Source organism: Roseibium sp. M-1, assembly GCF_054515675.1.
The window spans coordinates 5,557,220-5,579,350 of record NZ_CM137257.1 but is presented as its reverse complement, the minus strand read 5'-3'; the positions used below and the strand labels follow the sequence as shown (position 1 = coordinate 5,579,350).

Sequence of the window (22,131 nt, the reverse complement as noted above, 5' to 3'; positions counted from 1 at the left end):
AGGTCCCGGCTTGCGCTGCGCTTGGCCAGGCGACGGCGGAGAGGGTGTCAGCGGAAAAACCGACTGCCTTTACGCGTTGACCTACGCCAGCTCGTTCTGAAACACCCGCACGGACCGGATTGTGGTGGCCGCGCCGGCGACATCGCCGTCGTTCTTGCCCGCAAAGGGCGCAACGGCGTTGCTCAGGAGCAGAAGCGCCGGTGTGTGGGCGAACGCATTCGGTGCATCGAAGACTTCCAGATCGTCGACATAGAAGCGGAAGCGCCGGGCGGTCCACAGCATGGCGTAGCGATGAAAGGTGTCGTCGAGGCGCTGGTGCGAGCGGTAACTCGCGGCGAGCACGTCCTTTTCGGGGCTCCAGCGCCGGGCGGAGACCTGGACGATGTTGGGATATTTCACTTCCGCGACATCCAGCTCGAAATGAGTGTCGCCCTCGGTTCTGCGGTCAGAGGTCATCCAGAAGGCGTTGTTAACGCCGGCCTCGCGCGCGATGCGCATCTCACATTCGAAATAGCCGTAGGTCTGGCGGAAGCTGCGGGTCCGCACATAGCCCCCGGTAAACGGCCGCTCCGGATCGCCCTGGTGGCCGAGGCGTAAGTCCAGTTCGCCGTTCTTCAGGACGACATTCTTCGGATAGCGCATGGTCGGATGGCCGTCGCCGCCGATCCGCATCCGCTCCCAGACCAGCCGGGACCTCTCGGCATCGACGAATTCGTCGAGGAAGGTCAACCGCCAGTCCCCCTTTGTCTGTTGCAAGGGCGCAGGCAGGTCGAGGGAGGAAAGCGCATGCAGGCGGCGGGGGGCAGCCAGAAGCGCAGCCCCCGCGACTGCGCCGGCCGCCGAGGCGGTCAGAAACCGCCGGCGGCTCAGCAGGTCCGTTTTCATTGCCATCTTCAGACGGCCGTCAGCTCGCCAGCTTTGCCTTGGCATCCGGCGCCGTCTGTTCGCGCAGCTTGAGCTCCAGGTTCCAGGCGCGGCTGCGCAGGGTCTCGATCTCGCTGGTCATGAAGTCGACTTCGTCGCGGAACCAGCCGGAGACCTCGTCGACGGATTGGTCGATCTTCACGAGGTTCGGCTTGACCAGCGGCTGCTCCGGCGGCGCGGCGACCGGCTTTGCCAGCACATGGTTGAGGCCGTTCTCCGTCAGGAAGCGGTGATATTCGGCATAGTTTAGCCGGTAGACATGCTGCACCTTGGAGAAATCCGCTGTTTCGAAGATCTTCTCCAGATTGATCGGCATGTAGTCCTCGATCTCGACCGAGGGGATCGCGAACAGGGTCGAGAGTTCGCGGATGCGCGAGTCGTAGGTGAAAAACACCGCCGGGATGCCCTGGTGCAGGCCGATGACGTTGCCGTGGAGCCGAAAGCCGACCAGAACGTCTACGTTCTCCTTCGCATCCGCCGCCCATTCGTCGACATCGAAGAAGGCCTGCATGCGCTCGCTCATCAGAGCCTCGACATCCTTGTCGCCGTCCAGATGATACTTGTTGAGGATCGAGTGAATGTGCTTCTGCTTGGCCTCGCCCTTTTCAAAGATCGCCAGTGTCTCCTCGCGCTCGCCTTGCGAATAGAGCCGGTTTGCAGACCGCTTGGCGACGGCCTGGATGAGCGCACGCTGCATACGGTTGGTCTTGGTCGCATTGGAGGCGTAGTCGGCGGACAGGTATTTGTTGAGTGTCAGGCCGACGCGGGCATTGGCCGGATCCAGCGGCTTGATCTCGATCGACGGCCGGAGATTCCGGTAGAAGCTCGGGCAGCCGATGATGCGGATGTTCTTGATGCCGATGTCGTTGAAGACCTCGGCGCTGTAGACACCGCGCACGCCGATGGTCTCGCACTTGTCCGCGATGATCTTCCACGCCTCGACACTGCCCTTGGGCAATTGCAGCTTCTTGTATTTGCCCGCCTGCGCGCCGACGCCCACCGGCACGATCGGGCCCTTCAGCTTCTTCAGAAGCGGAATGACATTGCCGATATCGACGGTCTCGGTGAGATAGTTGGAGCCGCGGATCACCGTCGCGTCATAGTCACCTGTGGGCCACAGCTTTTCATCCGCCGCATGAGCAAACTGCACGTTGGTGATCTGGTCGTAGGAGAGCGCCTTCAGCATGGCGTCATAGACCAGCACGTCGCCCGTGTTGATGCCGCCGCGGGCAAAAGTCGACAGGGGATCGTCGATCCTCAGGAAAGCCGACTTGTTGCCCGGCTTGACGGCGGCGCCGCCATTGAGAACGAAGAGCTTCTTCATGTGAACTGCACCTTTCAAAGTGAGGGCTCGGGCCCTTCGATTAGCGAACCGATGTGTGACGTTGCGGCGGCTGCCAGAGTGGCGGGGCTTCCCGGCTGCCGCCCTGTGCTGCCGTGTCCTTTGTGCTTGAGACCTGCTTGGGCGTCGGCGACTTGGTCCGCCGGACGGTTTGCAGCCGTTCGGGAAACCAGCTGTGCAATTGCCGCAGGAAGGGCTGCAGGTTCTTTTCCCAGCTGCGTTCGCCGCTGCGCGCCGCCGCATTCGCGGAGAGTTTGCGCAGCAGTTTGTCGGAGGTCGCCAGTGCCTCCAGCGCGGCAATCAGATCATGCGTGACGACGCCGTCGTCGGTGGCGCGCAGGAGCAGACCGTCGACACGGTTGTCGATGAGTTCGTTCACTGCGCCGACGTCGGTCGCGACCGGCACGCAGCCGAGCCGCTGTGCCTCGATGATGGTCAAGGGCGCCCCTTCCCATCTGGACGGCAGCACGAAGGCATCCGCCCAGGCAAGCAATCGGCTGAGGCGGCGGTTGTCGTAGATCGGCGGATCGACCTGGATGCCGATCTCGGCGAAGCGGTCCTTCCACGATCCGCCCGCCCCGGCGTCCATGACGTCGGAACCGACAATGCGCCAATCGATGTCGACACCCCGCCGCTTCAGCGCGCGGGCGGCGGCATAAATCCGCTCGATGCCCTTCTGCCGGTCGAGCCGGCCGAGAAACACTGCCCGCAGGCGTCCGTCGCGCTCCTGTTGCCGGACACCGGCAAGGCGTTTGACTTCGTCCGCAGGCATCGGATATCCGGCCGCGTTCGGAATGTGCAGCAGCTTGGCGATGGGAACGCCCATGCCGTGCAGCCACTCGGCCATATCCCGCGAGCAGGTCAGGACGCTGTCATAAATGTGCTCGTAGGCAAGGGTCAGATAGGGATGGCCTGCGGGCCGGCCCATTTCGGAACTGTCGAGCACATGCACGTAGTTGACGACCTTGACGCCACGCCGGCGGAGTTCGCCGAAGATGGCATTGGCCGGCGCGAGCTGGTTGTTGACGACCACATCAAGCCCGGAGAGGAAGCCAAGCACTTCCTCTGCCCGCGCATTCTCATCATGCCCCATCAGCAGCTCGTGGCCGGAGAACATGTTCGGCCCGCCCCACAAGGGATAGTCGTCGGCAAGGAAGTTGATGCTGTCGAAAATGCCGTCATTGTCGGCAACGCGGTTATAGACCGGCTTGCCGAAGATATAGAGATGCACCTCGCAGCCTGCATTCTTCAGGACCCGCGCGGTGGCATAGGCGACCTTCTCGACACCGCCAAACGTGGCGATGGGAAGCAGCAAGCCCACGCGAAGGGGTGACCCCGGCCGGGCGAGCCGCGGCATGACCGGCGACGCGCCGGCGCTATGGCGCAAGAGTTCGAAATACTTGCTGCGTTCCGGGAAATAGGCCGACCGCCATATCCAGCGCTTTCCGGGTTCGTGCCGGTAGCCGGATTCCCTCAGCGCTCCCAGCGTTGCCAGCAGGCTGTTAGTGGCGGACAGGGCCGTGCCCTGGATGTCCTCGGCCGAGAACGGGCCCCGTATGACGACCTCGGCGATCTTCGGAGCCGGATTGGCACCCCGCAGGGTCCGGATCCAGTCGTCGGACTTGTCCTCGACGCATTGCTTCATGATGGCGAGCGAACACATCCAGCCGAGCGGCTTCTTGGCGAGTGCCGTGCCTTCGCCGAGCTTGTTCACCTCAATTGCCAGCCGGTCCTTGTCGCTTTCAAAGCGCAGCGCGACGAAGTGATTGGACGCAGCCAGCCGCTCGCCCAGCCACAGGATGTTGTGCAGCAGGCCGCAACTTTTGAGCGCTTCCCGGTGCGCGGGCGACATCCACAGCCAGAAGGGCGGCACGCCGAGCGTTTCCGGTTCGGCCTGCGCCGCCCAGAAGGTCTTTACGAAGTCCTCGATGCTGCGCTTCTGGTGTGCCACGGCCGGGTCGGTGAAGAGATCCACCAGATAGGTATCCGCACCGAAGGCAACGAAGCGCGGCGCCTCCTCATGCTCCCAGCCGAGAAGTGTCTCGGTCGAGAAAAGCTTTTTGTGCTTGTCCTTGATGTAGGCGAGGATGGCATCGCGTGTGCGGTTGGAATCCCGCAGCATGCTTTCGGCGCGCTGGCGGTACTCGAAGCCGAAAAAGGGATAGTTCGCCCCCTTGAAGCCGTACGAGATGGCCTGCAGCCAGAAATCCCAGTCCTCGAAGCCGGACTTCATGCTTTCATCGAAACGCACGCCGGCATCGAGGAGGGATCTGGAAACCAGGCTGCCGGCCTCGCAGATATTGTCGAAGGTCACATGTAGCAGGCGCGAATACTGCGCCGTGTAATTGCCGTTCCATTCGATCCCGAACTTGTCGATATTCGGATAGACCCAGTCGACGCCTTCACTCGTCCGCATGAACTCCATGAGGACCCGCATCGCAGACAGTGTGATGCGGTTGTCGGCGTCGAGGAAATAGATCGCCTCCAGATCTGCAAAGGCGCGCATCGCGAAATCGATGCCGTAGTTGCGCGCCGAGGAAAGCCCGCCATTGGTTTTCCTGAGGTAATAGACATTGTCATAGGCGAGCGCATAAGCCCGGCCGACCTGTCCGGTTTCCGGAAACGGGCAACCGTCGTCGACAATGACGACCGCGATATTGAACGGCGCTTCCTGTGCCAGCGCCGCATCGATCGCTTCCGTCAACAGGACGGAATGCTTGTAGACGGGAATGACGATGGCGACCGTGGCGGAGGGCATGCCGGAACCGCCGAACTGTGCGTAGCGCACATTCGGCAGGCCCGGTCTTGAGCCTGTGTGCTGGAGCATGCCGGCCTACCCGCTGACCACGGCACGGAAGTTGGCGAACTTTGCCCAGGCAAAATCATTGCCGCCCGGCTCGCTCATGCGCGTGGCGAAATAGACATTCTGCCAGACCCCGACCTGCTCGCCGGCAAAGGCGCTGAGATGAGCGGTCTCACCATAGGTCACCTTCTGCCAGCCGGAAAAGGCTTCGCCGACTGCCTGCTCGCGCTCTCCCTTGAACAGGGCCTTGGCGGACGCAAGGTCCTTGGCGACGACGATGGCGAAATCGATATCGGACGCCCGGCTGTTGTCGATGAAGGCCTTGGCGGACATGCGCACGATCTGCGGCGGGCAGGCCGCGGGAAGCTGGCCGATGGTCATGCCGTCTGCGGGCGGATGGCAGCCGATCGCCCGCTCCGTCGGCAGAGGCATGATCGCTTCAAAGTCGAAGGACACTTCATCGGAATTGGCGAGGCTCGCATGTTCCAGGATACCCGGAGCAATCGGCATATCGCGGAAGCCTTCATCGAGGCTCACCTGCTGAGACTGGGCCGGGAGGTAATTGGCGTGCTGCGGCATCGAAACGCCGGGTATGCCGCCCCAGACCTGGAGCGCCAGGCTGTTCTTCAACACCGGCAGCCCGGTTGCGGCATCGCGCACCTGGAACATCTCGACAGGTTGCAGCCCGCCGACGGAGAGAAGAGGAACCTCGTCTTCCGTCTCTTCCGCCTGCAGGCGGAATTCCAGCGTCCTGCGCAGTCCTGCAGTCGACCGGGACAGGCCGAATATGTTCCAGCCGGTGGCAAGATCGCCGCTGGACAGATGCCAGGTGTCGACGATGCGCAGATCCTCGAGTGTCATGAGCTGCGCCCGCAACTTGATATCCGGCCGCTGCACCGCCTGGCCGATATGGATGGCGACACCGGAGACGCCGGAACTCGGCACCGGCAGGATCTGGCTGATCCCATCCCTGGAAGTACTTGCCAGCACATTCGGATTGAGCGGATTTTCCGCAGGCTCGTTGCTGAAGAGGAGATCGAGCGGCTGCAAACCATGCCGGTTGAGGAAAGCCTCGATCGCGGCGAAGCGGTTCTGAAGATCGTCGTTGAGACTGCGAAGCGTCTTCAGCTCCTTGCCGGACAGGGCCAGGCGCATGGATGTCGCCTTCACATGTTCGGCGACGAGACCGACCAGGGAGGCGATTGCCTCGACCTCGCCGCCCCGGCCCCAACCGATGACCGGGGGCAGTTGAACGATGCCACGCTGCTGCAACCACTTCAGGAACGTGTCCTTGGCGTCCGTTGCGGCCGGATCAACGATCACCGCCAGCGGCAGGAGCGGTGCTTCCGACACCTGATAGCGCCCCGCGCTCTCGTCGGAGAAGAAGGCATAACCGTCTTCGATACCTTCGAACCAGACCGTCTTCACCGCGTCCAGCAACGGAGCGGGAATGTCCTGCCGCGAGACACCGATAACGATCAGCGTCAGGTCTTTCAGAAGCAGCATTGCGCGCGCTGTGATGTGAGCGGGAAAAGCGTCTTTTGTGGCCACGACTGTCATGCAAAGCCCCCAATCAAACTGTGAAACGCCTCTGTCGAGGCTTCTTTCCAACCAAACAGACAGCTTTATGATTCATGTTTATTTGTGACGATAATGCGGCGCAGCATAGAATTAAATCATTTTTATTATGCACTTATCTGGTTTTATTTAATATAGCTCCCAAAATAGATTCGAATTTCTCAGAAACAATTTCTTTTTTACATCTATTTTCGAAATAATTTCTTCCTAAAGATCAGATTGAGATTGAACTACGGCGGTTCTCCGGAACTGCACGCGTCTGCATGACATGTCCCACACCGTTCTCGCTCAGAAAATCGCTCATGACATAGTAGGTGTCGGCATAGGCGCGGTTGAAGGCGTCGAACAGGCTCCGGTCCCAGTAGTCGCTGAGACGGAAGACCTTCTCGCTGAACACGTCGAAGTTTGGGATCCTGAAGGTCTCGGCGAATTCCCGCGTGCGGCTGTCATAGGTGAAATAGATTGCCGGAACGCCGTTGGCCAAGGCCATCAGATTGCCGTGCAGGCGATATCCGAGAACCAGGTCGCAGGCGCTGACACAGGCGTCGTAATCGGCGACGACGTCCGAATAGAACAGGCGGCTTCGGTAAAGGCGCTCGATCTCCTGATCGAGATACCATTCGCCGACCCAGGCATTCTCGCGCAGGGATAAGATCGCCTGATCCTTCTGCTCCGGCGTGCCGAGCACAAGCTTCTTTTCCTCAAGCTCGCCCTGCGCGATCAGGAGGGCATCGAAGCGGGCCGCGACCGACTTGATGAGATCCCTGTGAAAGGTCAGGTACTGGCGGATGTCCTTTGCATAGGCCGGCGACACTTCGCGCCGGACGGTGACGCCGACTTTCTTGACCTTGTCGATTTCCGGCAGGGTGATCCGCATTGCCGGATCGTTGCGGCGGAAGGCCGTCGGGCAGCCGATGATCCGCGTGTTGGTAATGCCGAGATCGGCAAGCACTTCTGCCGTGTAAGCCCCCCTTACGCCGATCGAAGCCGTTGAGTCCGCGATGAGCCGAAGAACATTTTTCGTGCTTTCCGACAGGGTCAATTTGCCGTTCACCGGTGCCTGGGCACCGATGCCGAAGGCCAGTACCGGCAGGCCGAGCCGCTGCAGCACCCGTTCCGCCTGTTCCCAGTTCATCTGGTCGTGAATGTAGTTCGATCCACGCAGCACCACATAGTCGAACTCTTCCCGCAGGCGGTCGATTTCCTCCGGATTGAACTCGCGGATGGTCAGTGTTTCCAGGTGATCGAATTTCAGCAGTTTCAGCGAGGAATCGAAGACGAAGGCATCGCCGATATTGTGGTAGTGATCGAGATTGCGCTGAATGTCGCGGTGACCGTACCAGCGGACATTGTTGTGATCGTAGACTTCTCCGGACGGGATCATGACCAGGACGCGTGACATTCCGTATTCCTTCTATTTCTCAGGCACTCTGCTTCAGCGCACCTTGTGAGGGCGCATGTGCCGCAAGGCGGCCTTCCAGATACCGGCGATAGAGGGTCACGTGCTCGCTGGCGCTTTCCAGATGGGTTTTGGGAGGGCGGATACCGGTGCGAAGCCGCTGCCACAGCCCAGGCTCCGTCAGGGCTTCGATCATGCGGTCCGCGAGGGCTTCCGGACTGGACACCCGGGCATGCAGGCCGTCCACCCCGTCGCGGACCTTTTCGGCCATGCCGCCGATATCGCTGCAGATGACCGGCCGGCCATGGAAAAAGGCTTCCTGGATGATCACCGGCGAATTCTCCCACCAGACCGACGGCATTATCACCCAGTCAGCCTGGCGGATCAGGGCCGGCATGTCCGCGTTCTGATAGCTTCCCGCGAAGCGGACACGGTCACCCGCCGCTTCCAGCAAGGTTTCCATTTTGGAGCGAAACTCCGGCGGCTGGCGCTCCAGGTTGCCGCCATGGATCGTAAGCGTGGCATCGTCGCCCCAGATGCTCTGGGGGATGCGCTGGACGGCATCCAGCAATACGTCGACGCCCTTGTAGGGTGTCATCTGACCGAAAAACGCGAAACGCGACCGGCGTGTCTTGCCTGCCGAAACCTGCCTGAGCCCGACGGGCGCACTCACATTGAGACCGTTTTCCAGAACCGTCATCTTCCCGTCCGGCAGCCCCCAGGAAATGTAGCGGTCCGCCAGGAACCGGCTGGGAGAGATATAGCCGTCCGCAAGGCCGAGCATGGAGCGGATGAACTGCCTCCTGCGCAGGAAGGTCTCCGGAGAGATCTCCGGAAAGCAGCCGTGGCAGGCAATCGGCGATGCCGTCTTGCAGAGCTTGTTGCCACCGGTTTTCACCATCTGGCCATGGTGATGGCAGATGGACAGGAACTCGTGGAAGGTCACCAGGATGACCGCATCAGGCAGGGCGTCGCGCACCGTATAGAGCGCCTCGAGGCCGAAGCCGATGAAATGATGAAAATGCACGATATCCGGCCGCAAGGTCTGCGCGAAGCGGCGCAGGTCCCGGCAGAGATCGCCCGTGTTGCGGTTGGAAACCAGGAACGGATCGTAGTCGTCGGCGTGGAACAACAGCTCGTCGTCGGCTTCCTCGACACCCATCAGCGCCGACTGGCCGTGCCGCGGATAGTCGCCGCCGACCCTTGCCAGGAAAAACGACTGCGTTCCGGGGAGTGCCTTCAGTCCCTGGTGGAGATTGTAGGAGGCGACCTCCGCACCGCCGAGCGACAGCGTCGGATGACCATGCGAGACAACGAGAACCCGCAGAGTGCCGTCCGTGCCCCGAACGCCTTCGCTGGATGCATCGCTCATCGCCCCTCCTCCGCAAGATCGGGCAGGACGTTCTCCCAGTTGCGCTCGAACAGGCGGCGATCGAGATCCCCGGCAAGCTTCTTCCAGGTGCTGCCCGCAGGACCGCCGCCTTCGGCCTGAACCATCTCCACCTCCGGCACCCAGACGGCGCTGATCCCGGAGAGCTTCAGTCTCAAGGCTGCGTCGAGGCTCTTCTCGTCCGGCCCGAGATACTGCCTGGAAAATCCTCCGGCTTCCGCCAGCGCCGTGCGCGGCACGATGCAGCAGTCGAACGGGGCAGCCGCAACAGCCGTATTCTCCGCTCCGTGAAGGGTACGCCGGGGATAACCGAGATAGGGCTGTTTCAGCACATGACGACCGTCTTCAGGCTCGATCCATGCCCCGCCCCAGCGGATCGTGTCATCCTCGTAAAGCATGGTTGGCGCAACGAGACAGGATTCGCCGTTGGCCCGGAACGCCTTCAGGAGCGGCACCACCCATTCGGGCCCGCGCGGCACAACGGATGAGGTTAGGCAGACCACCGCTTCCGCCGGCGAGGCCTCGACGCCCGCCTGAAGCGCATCGAGTGTATCCTCGACATGGTCCGCCAGCACCAGGCGGACGGCGAGACCATAAAACCCGGCAAGCCGCCTGAAGTCCTCGACCTGTTCCTGCGCGCCTCCCCTTGAAGCCGCAACAACGATCGGAAGACCGCGCAACGAGGGATCAAGCGCGCAGAGCGTCAGCAGCACCCGCGACTTCTCGAAATCACCATCCATCGCGAAAACGAGCGAAAGCTCGGCCTGTTCCCGGATCGGGCTAAAATCAATCGTATCGGCGATAACCGGGTCCGGCGCCTTTGCCGCCTGCACCAGCGGCAGGAAATGGCGTTCCAGGATATCGGCACGGAAGGCGGTTGCCGGATCGAGACCGGAAACCAGACGGCGAAGCGCGGATCTCAGCGCCGCCCTCCCGAGGGAGAGCGGTGCATAGGCCTGTCTACCGTCCTTCAGGTGGATTTCCAGATAGGGATCTCCCGCGATCGAAAGGTCCGTCTGCGGCACATGGACCAGAAAGCCGTGGCGTTGCATGGCGTCCGGTCCGGTCAGGAAAGGAGACAGGCCTTCGAAGGCGCTGGTCACATCCGGCCGGCGCTGGGTGGTCCACCTGGTATCCAGCCGGCAGCTTGCTCCGCCGGAGCGAAAGTGGACCGCCTCGACCCTGTCCTCAGGGTTGAGCAGCCAGCCCGACAGCATTGCGCCCGCCCCGTCGATCCAGGCGCTGAAATCGATACCGACGCGTACCGGCACGTCGAGTTCGCTGACGGTTTCCCGTCCGTCGAAGCGCCGGCCAGCCTGCTCCAGCCGGGTCCTGCCGTCGCCCGCGGGGGAGAGCTTCGGCAGGAGCGCCCGGATATGGGATGGCAGGGCCTTGGCCGGCGGCATGGACCTTTGATCGTGCACGTCAACCGCGCTCCAGCCGCCGCGGCCCCGGTAGAAGACCTTGCGAATGGCGTCGGCTTCCACACCGCCTCCGGCTTCCAGCAACCCGGAAAAGCCGAAGGCCTTGCCGCCGGTGTCCTTGCGCTCGAAGAGGCAGCAGCTCAAGGCCCCCACCTTGAGCGCACCGTCGAAGACGAAGACCCGGCTTGTCCCCGCAGGCATGCCCTTGGCCCAGCCTTGAAGATAGACGTCGCCGGCATCGAAATTTCCCAGGACCTCAATGAAGCCGTCCCGGCCCGCGACAGCCTCGACAATCCGCACAGCCGTTTGCAGCGCCTCCGGCTTGGCCCCGCCGGCAAGCAATGCCTGAACCAGAGCGTCGACGACATCCCCCTCCGAATGCGGTGTCAGGTCCCGGACCTTCAGGAGAAACGTCTTCAGATCACCGGCCTGATGCCTGAGGGCAAAGGGATGGGAATGGCCGTGACTGCGGATACTGACACGTTCCGGTTTGCCAGCCGCCTCCGAGGAGAAGGTGACAACCGCGACGAACGGGCGTTTCTTGCCGGAAGCTTTTCCGGAAACCCCGCCGGAAGCCGGCAGGACGATCACCGTGCAGGTAGCGGTCGATTTCGGATCGTCGTTCAGGACGACCGGCAGGCTGCCTGAAAAGCCTTCGCCGATCCCGGCGACCAGCATCGTCTCCCTATCGACGCTCACGTAAAGAACCGAGTGCCCGTCAAGCGGCACAGCCGGCCCGGCCATATCCTGCCCCTTGGTCGAGGACGCCTGAAGCTGCCGCCCACCAGGCAGCTTCTTGACGCCTTCCAGAGTGACGACCGGCTCCATCGGGCTTACCTCCAGAGGCCGCCCGCGGCTCCAAACAGCATACCGCCGACAAAGCCGAGCAGGACTGCAAGCAGCAGGAAATGGGTCTTGAGATTATTTCGGTTCTTGTCGCCGAGCGCCTTCAGGCGGTCGTCGAAGCCTTTCAGGGTCGTGTCGAAGCGCAACAGAAAGACTTCGACTTCCTTCACCCGTTGCGAAAGATCGCCCTGCCCGCCCTTCAGGATCGACATGGCTTCGCCGAGTTCTCCCTCGTTCGATGCCAGCGCGTCGATGCGCTGCACTGTCTCGCGCAACACGGCCGTTGCATCGCGCTGTCCGATGGCGCTCTGGCGCTGCGCCACGATCATCCTGTCCAGCCGCTCCATGACAAGCGCCAGCGGCATCGCAACGGCTGCTTCCGCTGCCCGCTCCTCGGCGCTCGGGCGCGGCAGCTTGAGCTGAGCACCGCCACCTGGCGTTTCCGCCACCACCGTCAGGCCTTCAAGCGCGGCGGCGACCGCCTGCGGCAGTTCTATGTCGAAGGCATAATTGCCGTCGCCAATGCCGTTCCGCTTCAGATCGATGCGCTGGCTCTCGGCCACCTTGCTCAGCACCCGGGCACCGTCGTGAAAGACATGGATCGTCATGCGGTCGCTGGGGCTGGACGCATCCCAGGCCCAGCCGAGAATGCGGCCGTTCTCGAAGGCATCGACGCGCCCTTGAAGCCGCGCATCGATCTTCACCGGGACGGTCTTTGCCGTGTCGTCGTTGCCGGCGGCAGGTGCCTTTGCAGTGTCGGTCTTGGCCTGTTCGAGAGACGTTACGCTCATGTCCATCCTCCTCAGGCTGCCGGTTCTTCTTGCGCGACCTGGCGGTCCGCAAAGAGACGCAGATATTGTTCGGCGACAACCGCGGTTGTCGGCGGTTTGCGGATATTGGCGGCAAGCTTTCGATAAAGGTCCGGGTCACCCGCCGCATTCGCCATGGTGATGGCAAGGCTCACGGGATCGTTCTTGCGTACATGCAGCCCGTCGGTCCCGTCCCGCACGGCTTCGGCCATGCCGCCGATGCCGCTGGCAATGACGGGCCGTCCGTGTTGCTGCGCCTCGGCGATGACAAGTGGTGCATTTTCCCACCACACGGAGGGCATCACCACCCAGTCGACCGGTTTCATCAGGTCCGCAACGTCCGCAGGCCTGTAGGCCCCGAGGCGCAGGACGTTCGGCGCGGTCTCTTCAAAAAGGACATCAATGCGTTTGACGAATTCCGGATCCTGAAACGGGGCGCCGCCGTGGACGCGGAGTTCGAAGTCCATCTCCTTCTCCTTCAGCAGGCGCGCCGCCTGCAGAAGAACCTCGATGCCCTTCCAGGGTGTCAGGTTGCCGAAATAGCCGAAAACGGTCTTGGGAACGTCACTTGCCGCCCGGCTTTCGGCTGCCGTCACCTCCGGCCGCCCATTGCGAATGATCCTTACCTTGTCTGCCGGCAGACCCCAGCGCACATAGACGTCGCGCAGGAATGCACTCGGGGCGATGAACTGGTCGACGGCATCCAGATGGGTCTTGATGAAGCGCTCGCGCAGGCGCAGGTCGTTGGGTTTCGCCTCCGGCAGGCAGCGGCAGAGCCCTCCCGATCCCAGAGCCGCGCAGGGCTCATCGGGGCTTTTCATGAGCACGCCGTCATTGGCGCAAATCGCATAATAGTCGTGCAGCGTCATCACGATCCGGGCGTCCGGCAGCACCCGCCGGATCAGGACCGGAAGCTCGACGCCGAAGAGCAGCAGATGGTGGATGTGAACCACATCCGGCCGGAAGTTTTCCAGGAGCGTGCGCATGTCCGGCACAAAGGCCTGCAGGTCGATCTGGCTCATGTTGAAGCGGTCGAAATGACCGGCCCACATCAGGAGCTCGTCGCCGCTGTCGCTGATGGCCTGAAAACTCGTGCCCGGATGCGGTTCGCGGTGAAGCTGGTTGGTCGCACCGACGAACAACGCCTCGTGCCCCGCCTTGCGGTAGGCCTTGGCAAGGTCAAGCGCAACGGTTTCCGTGCCGCCGGGATGAAGCTCCGGATGATTGTGGGCAAGCACGAGGATCCGCATTAGCGCGCTCCCCGCGATGCTTTCACGGCAACGAAGAAGTCCTGGTAATTCTGCTCGCCCGTTCCGCCGCGCCAGTGGCCGAACCGCTTCAACGCGATTTCAAAACCGGCGGCACGCAAGGCGTCGTCCAGGAAGCCGTCGTCGAAGGCGACGGCAGCGAGCGGCGCACGCGGGTTGCCGTACCAGGCCGCCCCCTTGCCTGCCCGGGTAAACACGACGCGGGGTGTCAGGCCCGCGCCTTTTTCCGGTGCGATGATGAAGGCGGAGAGAAACAGGCGACCACCGACTTCCAGCAGACGCGAGATCTCGCGAAAATAGGGGGCGATCTCGTCCTCGGGCAGATGCGTCACGACCGAGGTCATGATCGCAAAGTCGAAGGCGCCGTTGGCAAAGGGCAGCGCGATCTCGGTACCGCGGACATATCCGTCCGGATTGTAGAGCGCATTGGCAATGTCGAGATGCATGAAACGGAAATTCGGATAGACCGAACTGACATTGCGCGTGCACCACTGGATACCGGCGGAGGCCGGGTCGATGCCGACATATTGCGCGGCCTTGGGGTCCAGATACTGGGTCAGCGGAACCGCCATCCGGCCGATGCCGCAACCGATATCCAGCACCCTGTCCTGTTCCTGCAGGCCGCCGAGCTCGATGAAATGGCCCAGGAACTCCGTACCTATGGCCAGATAATCGCCATCGCCGACGAAGTTGTCCTCGCTTGGCGGCACGGGCAGAAACCGGTTGCGGCCGATGAGCCTCTGCAGGTCTGCTAGCCGCTCGCCGCGCAGTGCAGCAGGCAGGGGAGCGATGCTTGCCGCCTCCTTGATGAGAACCGGGGAGTTCATGCAACAAACCCTTCTTCGCGCTTGCCGACGGCAGCCATGAGCGCAGCGATGTCGTCTTCCCATCGGGACTGGTGGAGCCAGCGGTTGTATTGAGAGGCAACGCCGCGCGTATAATCCTCGTTCTTGCGGATGGAGACCCGCTCGAAGTGGTAGAGTTCGACGTCGCCGAGATAGTAGATCTTGCGGTTGAGCTGCCGGATCTTGAGACAGAGATCGCTGTCCTCGTAGTCGCCGACGATGAAGTCCGTCGAAAACCCGCCGACCGTCTCGAAATCGTCCCTGGAGAGCACCAGGCAGGCACCGGTGACGCCTGGCACCTCCCGGGAGGTGCTGGCATCCGGGAAGCGGCGCGGAAAGCCCTTGAAATAGTGGTGATTGAACCAGCGGCCCTTGTCGTCCTGGATGAATTTCAGGCCCGCATGCTGGATGGAATTGTCCGCATAGAGTAGCTTTCCGCCGACCGCACCGACCTGCTCGTCCATCATCAGACTGGCGCAGAGCTGCTCCAGCCAGCCGGTCTCGACCGGAACAACGTCGGAATTGATCATCGCCAGATACCGGCCGCGCGCGGCCTCTGCGCCGGCGTTGCAGGCAAGGGCATATCCGCCGTTCCGCTCCATGACGACAAGGCGCAGGGGCAATCCGTAAAGGAGGTGGAACCCGGTCAGCAAATCCTCGACATGGGTCACCTGCTCGGGGGAATCGAGCACGAAGATCACCTCGGCATGCTCAGTCAGCCAGCGGTCCGAGGCGAAGGCGGCGAGCTGTGCCTTGATGAACTCGAACACCCGGTAGAGCGGGATCACGACGGAGACCGTCGGATCCGCGAGCGGCTTGCCGAAACGGATTTCGCCTGGCGCGCCAACCGTCTCTACGAAGCGCTGCTGAAGTTCGGCAAGGATCGGTGCCAGGCAGCCGGACACCACCTCGTCGCTCGCGTGGCGCGGCGATACGACCGACAGTGCCTTCGCCCTTATGTCGGCAACGTCGCCCGGCTGCGGCGGCGGCACCAGAAGCTCCCGCTCGCCGGAAGCATGCCGCAGCTCGAAGCGTGGCTGCAGGTTATGCTGCAGCTTCCTGCCAAGCGGAACAAAGGCAACGAACCGTTTGATCGGATAACCGCCCTGCGTTTCCGGCAGGACACCGTCGAAGGTATGTAAATCGAGAGCGATCGGTGTATCGCTGCCGGCAAGAATATGGAGCCCTCGATAGACCTTGCCCGGATCGCGCAGCCAGCCGCCGACAAGCACGCCGGCCTCGCCGGCGAGTGCCGTTTCCACCGCGCAGAAGGAGGCCGTTTCACCGAGTGCACCGTGCCGTCTGGCCGGCAAGGGTTCGTTCAGTTGAAGATCCAGCACAGCCGCCCGTGCTTCAGTGGACTGCCGGCCGACTTCCGAGACGAGATAGTCCCGGACCTCGGGCAGCTTGCGGGCGTTTGACGCCCACCACGCGGCAAGAGATCTTTTGGCGTTTTCGGGCGCGAGCTTCCGGATCGCCAAGCCCCAGGGACCCGCCAAAACGAGAAAGCCGCTTGCCGGTGGCTTCGCCAGTTCGACCGATCCGAGAAACAGCCTGCTCTTGCCGCCGTTATGGAGGACATTGCAGGTTTTGCTGTGCAGGCGATAGAGACCGGTGTCGCAAACGAGCACCGCCGTCTTGATCTCGGAGCTGTCGCTATTGAGGAGGCTCTCGACGAGCCGAACCGGACCGATGCTGGCGACACACTCCGCAAGGGGCGGGGAATCATTGACCGAGCGCAGAAGTTCCCGGGCGAACTCGAGGAAACGCCTCGAACGCCCCAGCCGGAACATGCCGGACCAGGCACTCAGGAACGTCGTCACAAAGACCGCGCAGGCGGCCTGGCTGAGACCGCTGGTGATCGCGAACGCATCCGCGAAGGCACTCTGCTGCGTCGCATCCACAGCCAAACTTGCCTCGGACCCGATCGTGCCCGCGCCGAGCCGAAGATCCAGTCGGGCTTTCTCCTTCAGCGAGAAAGCCCAGACGATCCGTGCCCCTCCGTCGAGACGGGCAAGCCGGACACTTGCCAGCGATCCGAAGGCCGCGCCGCTGCGCTCTTCCAGGCGTGGAGAAGCATTGACCTGGTGCGGAGGATCCCAGACCAGCAGGAAGACCTCATCGGTCAGCTGATAGAACTGTGGCGACTCAAAGTCGGCCTCGGCGTATTTGCCCAGGGTCTCGAGCATTTGTGACCTTCGATAATTTGGACCCGCAGCAATCGGACGGGCCTGGGTCCGGGACCCGCCCGCGGACGCCCGGGAGACCCGCGCGTCCGTGGACCAGATCAGCGGACGTTCGCTTGAACGCACGCTGCTCAAGGTTCGGTTCATCAGGAAACGACGATGTAGCCGTCCGGATTGTCCTGAAGATCGTCCGCATCGACGTTGTTGAGCGTGACGGTGTCGCCATTGCCCAGATCGATGACCGTGTTGTTGCCAACCTGGGTTGCCCGGGCGGCAACATCGGCGGCGGAAGAGACACCGGTGTCGTTGATGTTGGACGAGATCTGAACGAGGTCACCCACCTGGAAGTCCATGATGATGTCGTTGCCGCCACCACCGGAGAACACGAAGACATCGTGGTTGCCGCCACCGAACATCACGTCGTTGCCGGCGCCGCCATCAATGATGTCGGTGCCTTCACCGCCGAAAATGATGTCGCCGCCATCACCGCCTTCGATGTAGTCGGACCCGGCGCCACCAAAGATCGTGTCGCTGCCTTCGCCGCCCAGGATGACGTCCTCGCCACCCTGACCGAAAATGCGATCGTTGCCTTCACCACCGACGATAAGATCGCCGCCACGCCCGCCGAAGAGGAAATCATCCCCCGCATCGCCGAGAATGACGTCCGATCCACCCAATCCGAAAATGAAGTCCTGTGCATTGGTGCCTTGCAGGAAATCCTGGAAAGCACTGCCTTCAATTGTGGCCATTTTCTACTCCTGAAGTTCGCCTCACTAAATTGACGCCCCGCGAACCGCGGCACACCGCATCGCACAAACCCCGTATTTTGCGATGCAAGAATTAGAATACACATTTATTACTCCCATCAAAGGGACGAATAGTGAAAAAAATAAGGCAATATTCTGATACTACGAAATTATTTCTACTTTACACTCTAATATACTTTGAAAATACAATTCTTTTACAAGTATTTTATTTCGAAATTCGAACCATATTCATTGAAACCGCCTCACCCCAATGGGTTGAGACGAACTTCTGATGATGAAACAGGAACTTGCGCCATGGGTGTGTCCCGCTTTCCGGACAGCGGCAGGCCTGTTTCCGGCAGAAATCCGTAAAACCAAGCGTTGCCGGGACAAAATTCACGCCATTTGCTGCGTCGCATCAATTCAGCCTGCGTGAAACTGCCGAAACCCCTCCCTGGGCTGCAGGCGAGACGACCTGCAACCAACTTTCCCCCACACCTGTGAAATTGACCTTCGGCGTCAATCTTCGCGGAAGGCACGGTCGAGGCTGTCGGTGATCGGCTCCAGAAGATAGTCCATCGCCTTGCGGGCCCGCCGGACGATGAGCACCTCAGCCGGCATCCCGGGATAGAGGGCAAGATTGCGATTTTCCTCAAGCGCTTCGGGACTGACTTCCGCACGCACCACGTAAAAGGCCGCCTGCGTCTGCTGATCGACCGTCTGGTCCGCCGCGACATAGGTCACCTGGCCGTCAAGCGGACTGGCGCTGCGCCGGTTATAGGCGGTCAGCCTGATCCGCGCTTCGGATCCCACGTGGACGGCATCGATATCGTTGAGGTTCATGCGCACCTCGACCAGCAGTTTTTCGTCGCGGGGCACGATGTCCATGATCGGCCTTCCCGGTTCGATGACCCCGCCGGGCGTGCGCATCTCGATATTGTAGACGATGCCCGCCTGGGGCGAGTGGACCACAAGCCGGTCCAGCACATCCTGCGCGGAGATGATCTTTTCGTTCGTCAGATTGAGCTCGAGCTGCCCCTCAAGGATCTTGGCGGCAATATCGCTCTGCCATTCCTGCTCGGCCTGCAACAGTGCCACTTCCGCGCCCTGCCTGGCCTTTTCTGCACGCGCCTTCTGCGCAGCAAGCTCGCCGCCGTCGCCGATCATCTCGCTGAGCTCCAGCTGGACTTCGCTGAGCATGGCTTTGGAGGTGAAGCCCTTTTTCTCAAGGCCGCTGAGGGCGTTCACGCGCTCCTCAAGGAGGACACGGCGCTGGCCGGTCGCCTCGATCTGGGCCTCATTGGCTTCGATCTGGGCAGCGTATTGCTCGATTTCCTTCTGCTGGAAAGCAATCTTGCCTTCGTAGACCTGCTGCCGCTTTTCAAAGAACCGTTGTTCCGCGGCAATCACCTCGGCGGTCAGCGGATCGTCACTCTCCTTGAGCTCTGCCGGAAAGACGACGTCGCCGGCGCGGTCCCGTTCGGCCCTGAGCCGCGACAGCATGGCCAGAAGGCTGATCCGTTTGCCGCGCAGCTGCGCCAGCTCTGCGCGCGCCCGCGTGTCGTCCAGTTCCACGAGCGGCTGTCCCGAATCCACGAAGTCTCCCTCCTGCACCAGCAGGCGGCGCAAGATCCCGCCTTCCAGGTGGCTGATGGTCTTGCTCTTGCTGTCGACGATCACCTTGCCGGTCGCGACCGCCGCGCTGTCGAGATCGGCGGAAAAGCCCCAGACCAGGAAACCGCCGAACCCGATCAGGATCGCGAGGGTGGCTGCCAGCAGGGGTTTTCGCAAACTCGGCGGACGTGTGTCGTCGTCCTTGAGGGCCGCCATCCAGTAGGCCTCGCCCACCTCGCCGGAGGTGGGTTTCGCGGCCGCGACGGCGGCCTGGTCCGGAGGAACGCTCATGCCACTTCTCCGTTCGCAGGCAGGGATCGGCCCGCAGCAGGCGCCGGCAATCGCCGCGTGATGCTGCTGACGACGTCGGTGCGTTCTCCGAACTGACCGATGCGCCCGTCTTCGAGGACCAGGATCTTGTCGGCGGCTTCCATGATGGCGGGCCTGTGGGCGATCACGATCACGATCGCATCGTCGGCCTTTGCGGCCGAGATCGCCCGCAGCAGCGCCACTTCCCCTTCCGTATCGAGATTGGCATTGGGTTCGTCCAGCACCAGCAGGCGCGGCCGCCCGAAAAGCGCGCGTGCGAGCGCGACCCGCTGCTTTTGACCGCCGGACAGGGTATAGCGGTTGTCGCCGACCGGCGTGTCGTAGCCGAGCGGCATGCGCCCGATCATCTCGTGAACGCCGGCGGACCTGGCAGCGTCGATCACCATCTGCGGCTCGGCATCGTACATGCGCGAGATATTGTCCCGCACCGTTCCGTCCAGAAGCGAGACCGACTGCGGCAGATAACCGACCATGGCCCCGAACGAGGCCCGCTCCCAGAGATAGACATTGTGCCCGTCGAGAAACACACCGCCGGTCGTCGGCTGGAGCACACCGACCAGCAGCCGGGCCAGCGTCGACTTACCGGCTGCCGATGGTCCGACGATGCCAAGCACGTCGCCGGGCTCCAGTGAAAAGGAAATACCCTTGATGACCGGCACGGGCAGATTGGGCGGCGCATAGACAAGCTTGTCCACCTTGAGCGACCCCTGGCTGGGCGGCGTCGGCACAGTCTGACGCAGCGAGGAGTGGTTTTCCAGAACGTCCCGCACCCGGTTCCAGGCGGTCAGTGCGAACACCCACTGGCGCCAGTTTTCGGTCAGGTTGTCGAAGGGCGTCAAAAGCCGCCCGGTGATGATGCTGGCGGCAATCATGCTGCCGGCGGTGACCTCTCCCTTGATCACCAGATCGGCACCGAGCGCCAGAACGGCGACCTGCATGCCGAAGCGCATGCTGCGGGTCACCGCATGAATGGCCTTGCCGCGCCGGCTTCCCATGGCCATCAGCTCGGTGGCGTGAAGCTGCCCCTGCCGCCAGCGCCGCGACAACGCCGGCATCAGCCCCATCGCCTCGATCGCTTCGGCATGGCGAAGCGTCGAGGCGATGGCAGCAACATTCTGCAGGTTCGCCGTGTTGGCTTCCTTCAGCAGAGACCTTGTCAGCATGTCGGACAGGAGATTGAGCCCGATCAGTGTGACGGCCGAAACGACGGCAAGAAGACCGTAAAGCGGATGGAGTGCAAACAGGACTATCAGGAACAGCGGAACCCACATAGCCTCCAGCGGAGCGCTGATTGCGTTGCTGGTGATGAAGGTGCGCAGGTCGTTGAGATCACGCAGCACCTCCGAAGCCATGGTACCTCCCTTTTCCAGGGAGGATTTCACGCCCGCCTCAATGGCGGTCAGATTGAGCCGCCTGACGAGTTCGGCGCCCATGACCTGGAAAATCTGGCTGCGGATATACTCCAGCACCGCGAACAGGGTCAGGCCGCCGACGGCAATGATCACCAGCATTGTCAGGGTATCGAGGCTCTGGCTGTTCAATACCCGATCGTGCACCTGCAGCATGAACAGTGGCACGATCATCTGCAGCAGCGTGATGAACCCGCTCAGAATGCCCGCGGTCGCCAGACCGGTTGCAAAGGTGATCCGGGCCTCGCGGACAAGACGGAATGGATCGATTGCGGCCGGTGACGTGTTCTCTACCATGCAGTTTCCTTCAACGCCTCAACCGATAGGTGTGTTCGCAGGTGCGAAAAAATAGTCAATTGCCCAGAAAACGACACATCTTTTCCATAGGAATGCCGAAAGCATATAGACTAACTTGAGTCATCTAGCGCCTTTAATTGTGGCAATCGATTGACGGCGAGTAGAAATATAAAATTATAACTAATGAATGCATCAAAGTGCAAAGACAGGGAGCGAAACGGATATGAAATTATTTCGAATTTAGTTCGAAAATTGGTGGGAGTTTGGGGCAGATGCACAAAATCTTCGAAGAGACCGCACTAGACATGAACGGGCGCGTCGCAGAAACAAAACCTGTGATTGAAACAGACGAGACGAGTTTGAACAAAATCGAGAGGAATACCGGCACCCCCTCTACTTCGCATGTAAACCACTTCGACCTCGTAAGAGTTATCGAGAGAATGTACCGCAGATATCTGGACCGTTTGCGCATTGATCTGATCCGGATCGGAGCCGAGGACATATCGCCTGCCCATGCCATGCTGCTTTTTACGATAGGCGACGATGATCTTTCTGTTCGCGACCTCATGGACCGCGGCCACTATCTCGGTTCGAATGCCTCCTACAGCCTGAAGCAACTCGTTCAGTCGGGCTATGTCGACCGCACCGCGTCGGCACGCGACAGACGGTCTGCCCGCATCCGGCTGACGGAAAAAGGCAAGCTTTTGTGCAATGCCATCAAGGCGGCGGACGAAGTCAACCAGGATCAGGTCGTGCAATCTGAAAACGATTTGCGGGCTCTTGGCGACACGTTCGCGATGCTGCGCAAACTGGAGATCCTATGGGCAACGGATCTTCAGCAATCCTCGCCACGACTGGAAGTGAACCGGATGTGACCGGACATCAGGGCCGCGGAAATGAAAGTCGTTTCATGAGCCTCGT

At 61.6% G+C, this 22,131-nt stretch carries 15 protein-coding genes; 1 reads left to right on the top strand and 14 read right to left on the bottom strand.

Annotated features, from left to right (window positions below; translation table 11 throughout):
* Window positions 1–81: 81 nt before the first annotated feature.
* The 14 genes from ACX3M4_RS25185 to ACX3M4_RS25120 form a co-directional block, all read right to left on the bottom strand.
* Window positions 82–885, bottom strand: a complete 804-nt coding sequence (locus ACX3M4_RS25185) for a glycoside hydrolase family 16 protein (RefSeq protein WP_459355721.1) — start codon at window positions 883–885, stop codon at window positions 82–84.
* Window positions 886–904: 19 nt separating this feature from the next.
* The gene (locus ACX3M4_RS25180) at window positions 905–2,248 is read right to left on the bottom strand and encodes a polysaccharide pyruvyl transferase family protein (protein WP_459355720.1); all 1,344 of its coding nucleotides are present in this window, start codon (window positions 2,246–2,248) and stop codon (window positions 905–907) included.
* 40 nt (window positions 2,249–2,288) lie between these two features.
* Complete coding sequence (locus ACX3M4_RS25175) at window positions 2,289–5,093, bottom strand: glycosyltransferase (RefSeq protein WP_459355719.1); 2,805 nt, start codon at window positions 5,091–5,093, stop codon at window positions 2,289–2,291.
* 6 nt (window positions 5,094–5,099) lie between these two features.
* Window positions 5,100–6,629: a DUF6212 domain-containing protein gene (locus tag ACX3M4_RS25170; RefSeq protein WP_459355718.1), complete on the bottom strand. Its 1,530-nt coding sequence runs from the start codon at window positions 6,627–6,629 to the stop codon at window positions 5,100–5,102.
* Window positions 6,630–6,861: 232 nt separating this feature from the next.
* Entirely contained in the window at window positions 6,862–8,049 is a 1,188-nt protein-coding gene (locus ACX3M4_RS25165; protein WP_459355717.1) for a polysaccharide pyruvyl transferase family protein, read from the bottom strand.
* Between the two features lie 19 nt (window positions 8,050–8,068).
* Window positions 8,069–9,418, bottom strand: coding sequence for a glycosyltransferase family 4 protein (locus ACX3M4_RS25160; protein ID WP_459355716.1), 1,350 nt, complete (start codon window positions 9,416–9,418; stop codon window positions 8,069–8,071).
* Entirely contained in the window at window positions 9,415–11,688 is a 2,274-nt protein-coding gene (locus ACX3M4_RS25155) for a hypothetical protein (RefSeq protein ID WP_459355715.1), read from the bottom strand. The genes ACX3M4_RS25160 and ACX3M4_RS25155 overlap by 4 nt, the downstream gene beginning before the upstream one ends.
* Window positions 11,689–11,693: 5 nt before the next feature.
* Window positions 11,694–12,497, bottom strand: a complete 804-nt coding sequence (locus tag ACX3M4_RS25150) for a hypothetical protein (RefSeq protein WP_459355714.1) — start codon at window positions 12,495–12,497, stop codon at window positions 11,694–11,696.
* Between the two features lie 11 nt (window positions 12,498–12,508).
* Window positions 12,509–13,765, bottom strand: coding sequence for a glycosyltransferase family 4 protein (locus tag ACX3M4_RS25145; protein ID WP_459355713.1), 1,257 nt, complete (start codon window positions 13,763–13,765; stop codon window positions 12,509–12,511).
* Entirely contained in the window at window positions 13,765–14,610 is an 846-nt protein-coding gene (locus ACX3M4_RS25140; protein WP_459355712.1) for a class I SAM-dependent methyltransferase, read from the bottom strand. Before ACX3M4_RS25140 ends, ACX3M4_RS25145 begins: the two co-directional genes overlap by 1 nt.
* Entirely contained in the window at window positions 14,607–16,817 is a 2,211-nt protein-coding gene (locus ACX3M4_RS25135; RefSeq protein ID WP_459355711.1) for a glycosyltransferase family 2 protein, read from the bottom strand. Before ACX3M4_RS25135 ends, ACX3M4_RS25140 begins: the two co-directional genes overlap by 4 nt.
* A 143-nt stretch (window positions 16,818–16,960) precedes the next feature.
* The gene (locus tag ACX3M4_RS25130; protein WP_459355710.1) at window positions 16,961–17,563 is read right to left on the bottom strand and encodes a calcium-binding protein; all 603 of its coding nucleotides are present in this window, start codon (window positions 17,561–17,563) and stop codon (window positions 16,961–16,963) included.
* Window positions 17,564–18,079: 516 nt separating this feature from the next.
* The gene (locus ACX3M4_RS25125; protein ID WP_459355709.1) at window positions 18,080–19,465 is read right to left on the bottom strand and encodes an HlyD family type I secretion periplasmic adaptor subunit; all 1,386 of its coding nucleotides are present in this window, start codon (window positions 19,463–19,465) and stop codon (window positions 18,080–18,082) included.
* Window positions 19,462–21,210 carry a type I secretion system permease/ATPase gene (locus ACX3M4_RS25120; RefSeq protein ID WP_459355708.1) on the bottom strand — a complete coding sequence of 583 codons (1,749 nt, stop codon included), beginning with the start codon at window positions 21,208–21,210 and terminating at the stop codon, window positions 19,462–19,464. Before ACX3M4_RS25120 ends, ACX3M4_RS25125 begins: the two co-directional genes overlap by 4 nt.
* Window positions 21,211–21,650: 440 nt before the next feature.
* Here ACX3M4_RS25120 and ACX3M4_RS25115 point away from each other — a divergent pair, with 440 nt between their 5' ends.
* Window positions 21,651–22,085, top strand: coding sequence for a MarR family transcriptional regulator (locus ACX3M4_RS25115; protein WP_459355707.1), 435 nt, complete (start codon window positions 21,651–21,653; stop codon window positions 22,083–22,085).
* Window positions 22,086–22,131 lie beyond the last annotated feature (46 nt).

Coding starts and splice junctions, on each gene's coding strand:
- ACX3M4_RS25185 (WP_459355721.1), bottom strand. CDS start 885: ATGAAAACGGACCTGCTGAGCCGCCGGCGGTTTCTGACCGCCTCGGCG.
- ACX3M4_RS25180 (WP_459355720.1), bottom strand. CDS start 2,248: ATGAAGAAGCTCTTCGTTCTCAATGGCGGCGCCGCCGTCAAGCCGGGC.
- ACX3M4_RS25175 (WP_459355719.1), bottom strand. CDS start 5,093: ATGCTCCAGCACACAGGCTCAAGACCGGGCCTGCCGAATGTGCGCTAC.
- ACX3M4_RS25170 (WP_459355718.1), bottom strand. CDS start 6,629: ATGACAGTCGTGGCCACAAAAGACGCTTTTCCCGCTCACATCACAGCG.
- ACX3M4_RS25165 (WP_459355717.1), bottom strand. CDS start 8,049: ATGTCACGCGTCCTGGTCATGATCCCGTCCGGAGAAGTCTACGATCAC.
- ACX3M4_RS25160 (WP_459355716.1), bottom strand. CDS start 9,418: ATGAGCGATGCATCCAGCGAAGGCGTTCGGGGCACGGACGGCACTCTG.
- ACX3M4_RS25155 (WP_459355715.1), bottom strand. CDS start 11,688: ATGGAGCCGGTCGTCACTCTGGAAGGCGTCAAGAAGCTGCCTGGTGGG.
- ACX3M4_RS25150 (WP_459355714.1), bottom strand. CDS start 12,497: ATGAGCGTAACGTCTCTCGAACAGGCCAAGACCGACACTGCAAAGGCA.
- ACX3M4_RS25145 (WP_459355713.1), bottom strand. CDS start 13,765: ATGCGGATCCTCGTGCTTGCCCACAATCATCCGGAGCTTCATCCCGGC.
- ACX3M4_RS25140 (WP_459355712.1), bottom strand. CDS start 14,610: ATGAACTCCCCGGTTCTCATCAAGGAGGCGGCAAGCATCGCTCCCCTG.
- ACX3M4_RS25135 (WP_459355711.1), bottom strand. CDS start 16,817: ATGCTCGAGACCCTGGGCAAATACGCCGAGGCCGACTTTGAGTCGCCA.
- ACX3M4_RS25130 (WP_459355710.1), bottom strand. CDS start 17,563: ATGGCCACAATTGAAGGCAGTGCTTTCCAGGATTTCCTGCAAGGCACC.
- ACX3M4_RS25125 (WP_459355709.1), bottom strand. CDS start 19,465: ATGAGCGTTCCTCCGGACCAGGCCGCCGTCGCGGCCGCGAAACCCACC.
- ACX3M4_RS25120 (WP_459355708.1), bottom strand. CDS start 21,210: ATGGTAGAGAACACGTCACCGGCCGCAATCGATCCATTCCGTCTTGTC.
- ACX3M4_RS25115 (WP_459355707.1), top strand. CDS start 21,651: ATGTACCGCAGATATCTGGACCGTTTGCGCATTGATCTGATCCGGATC.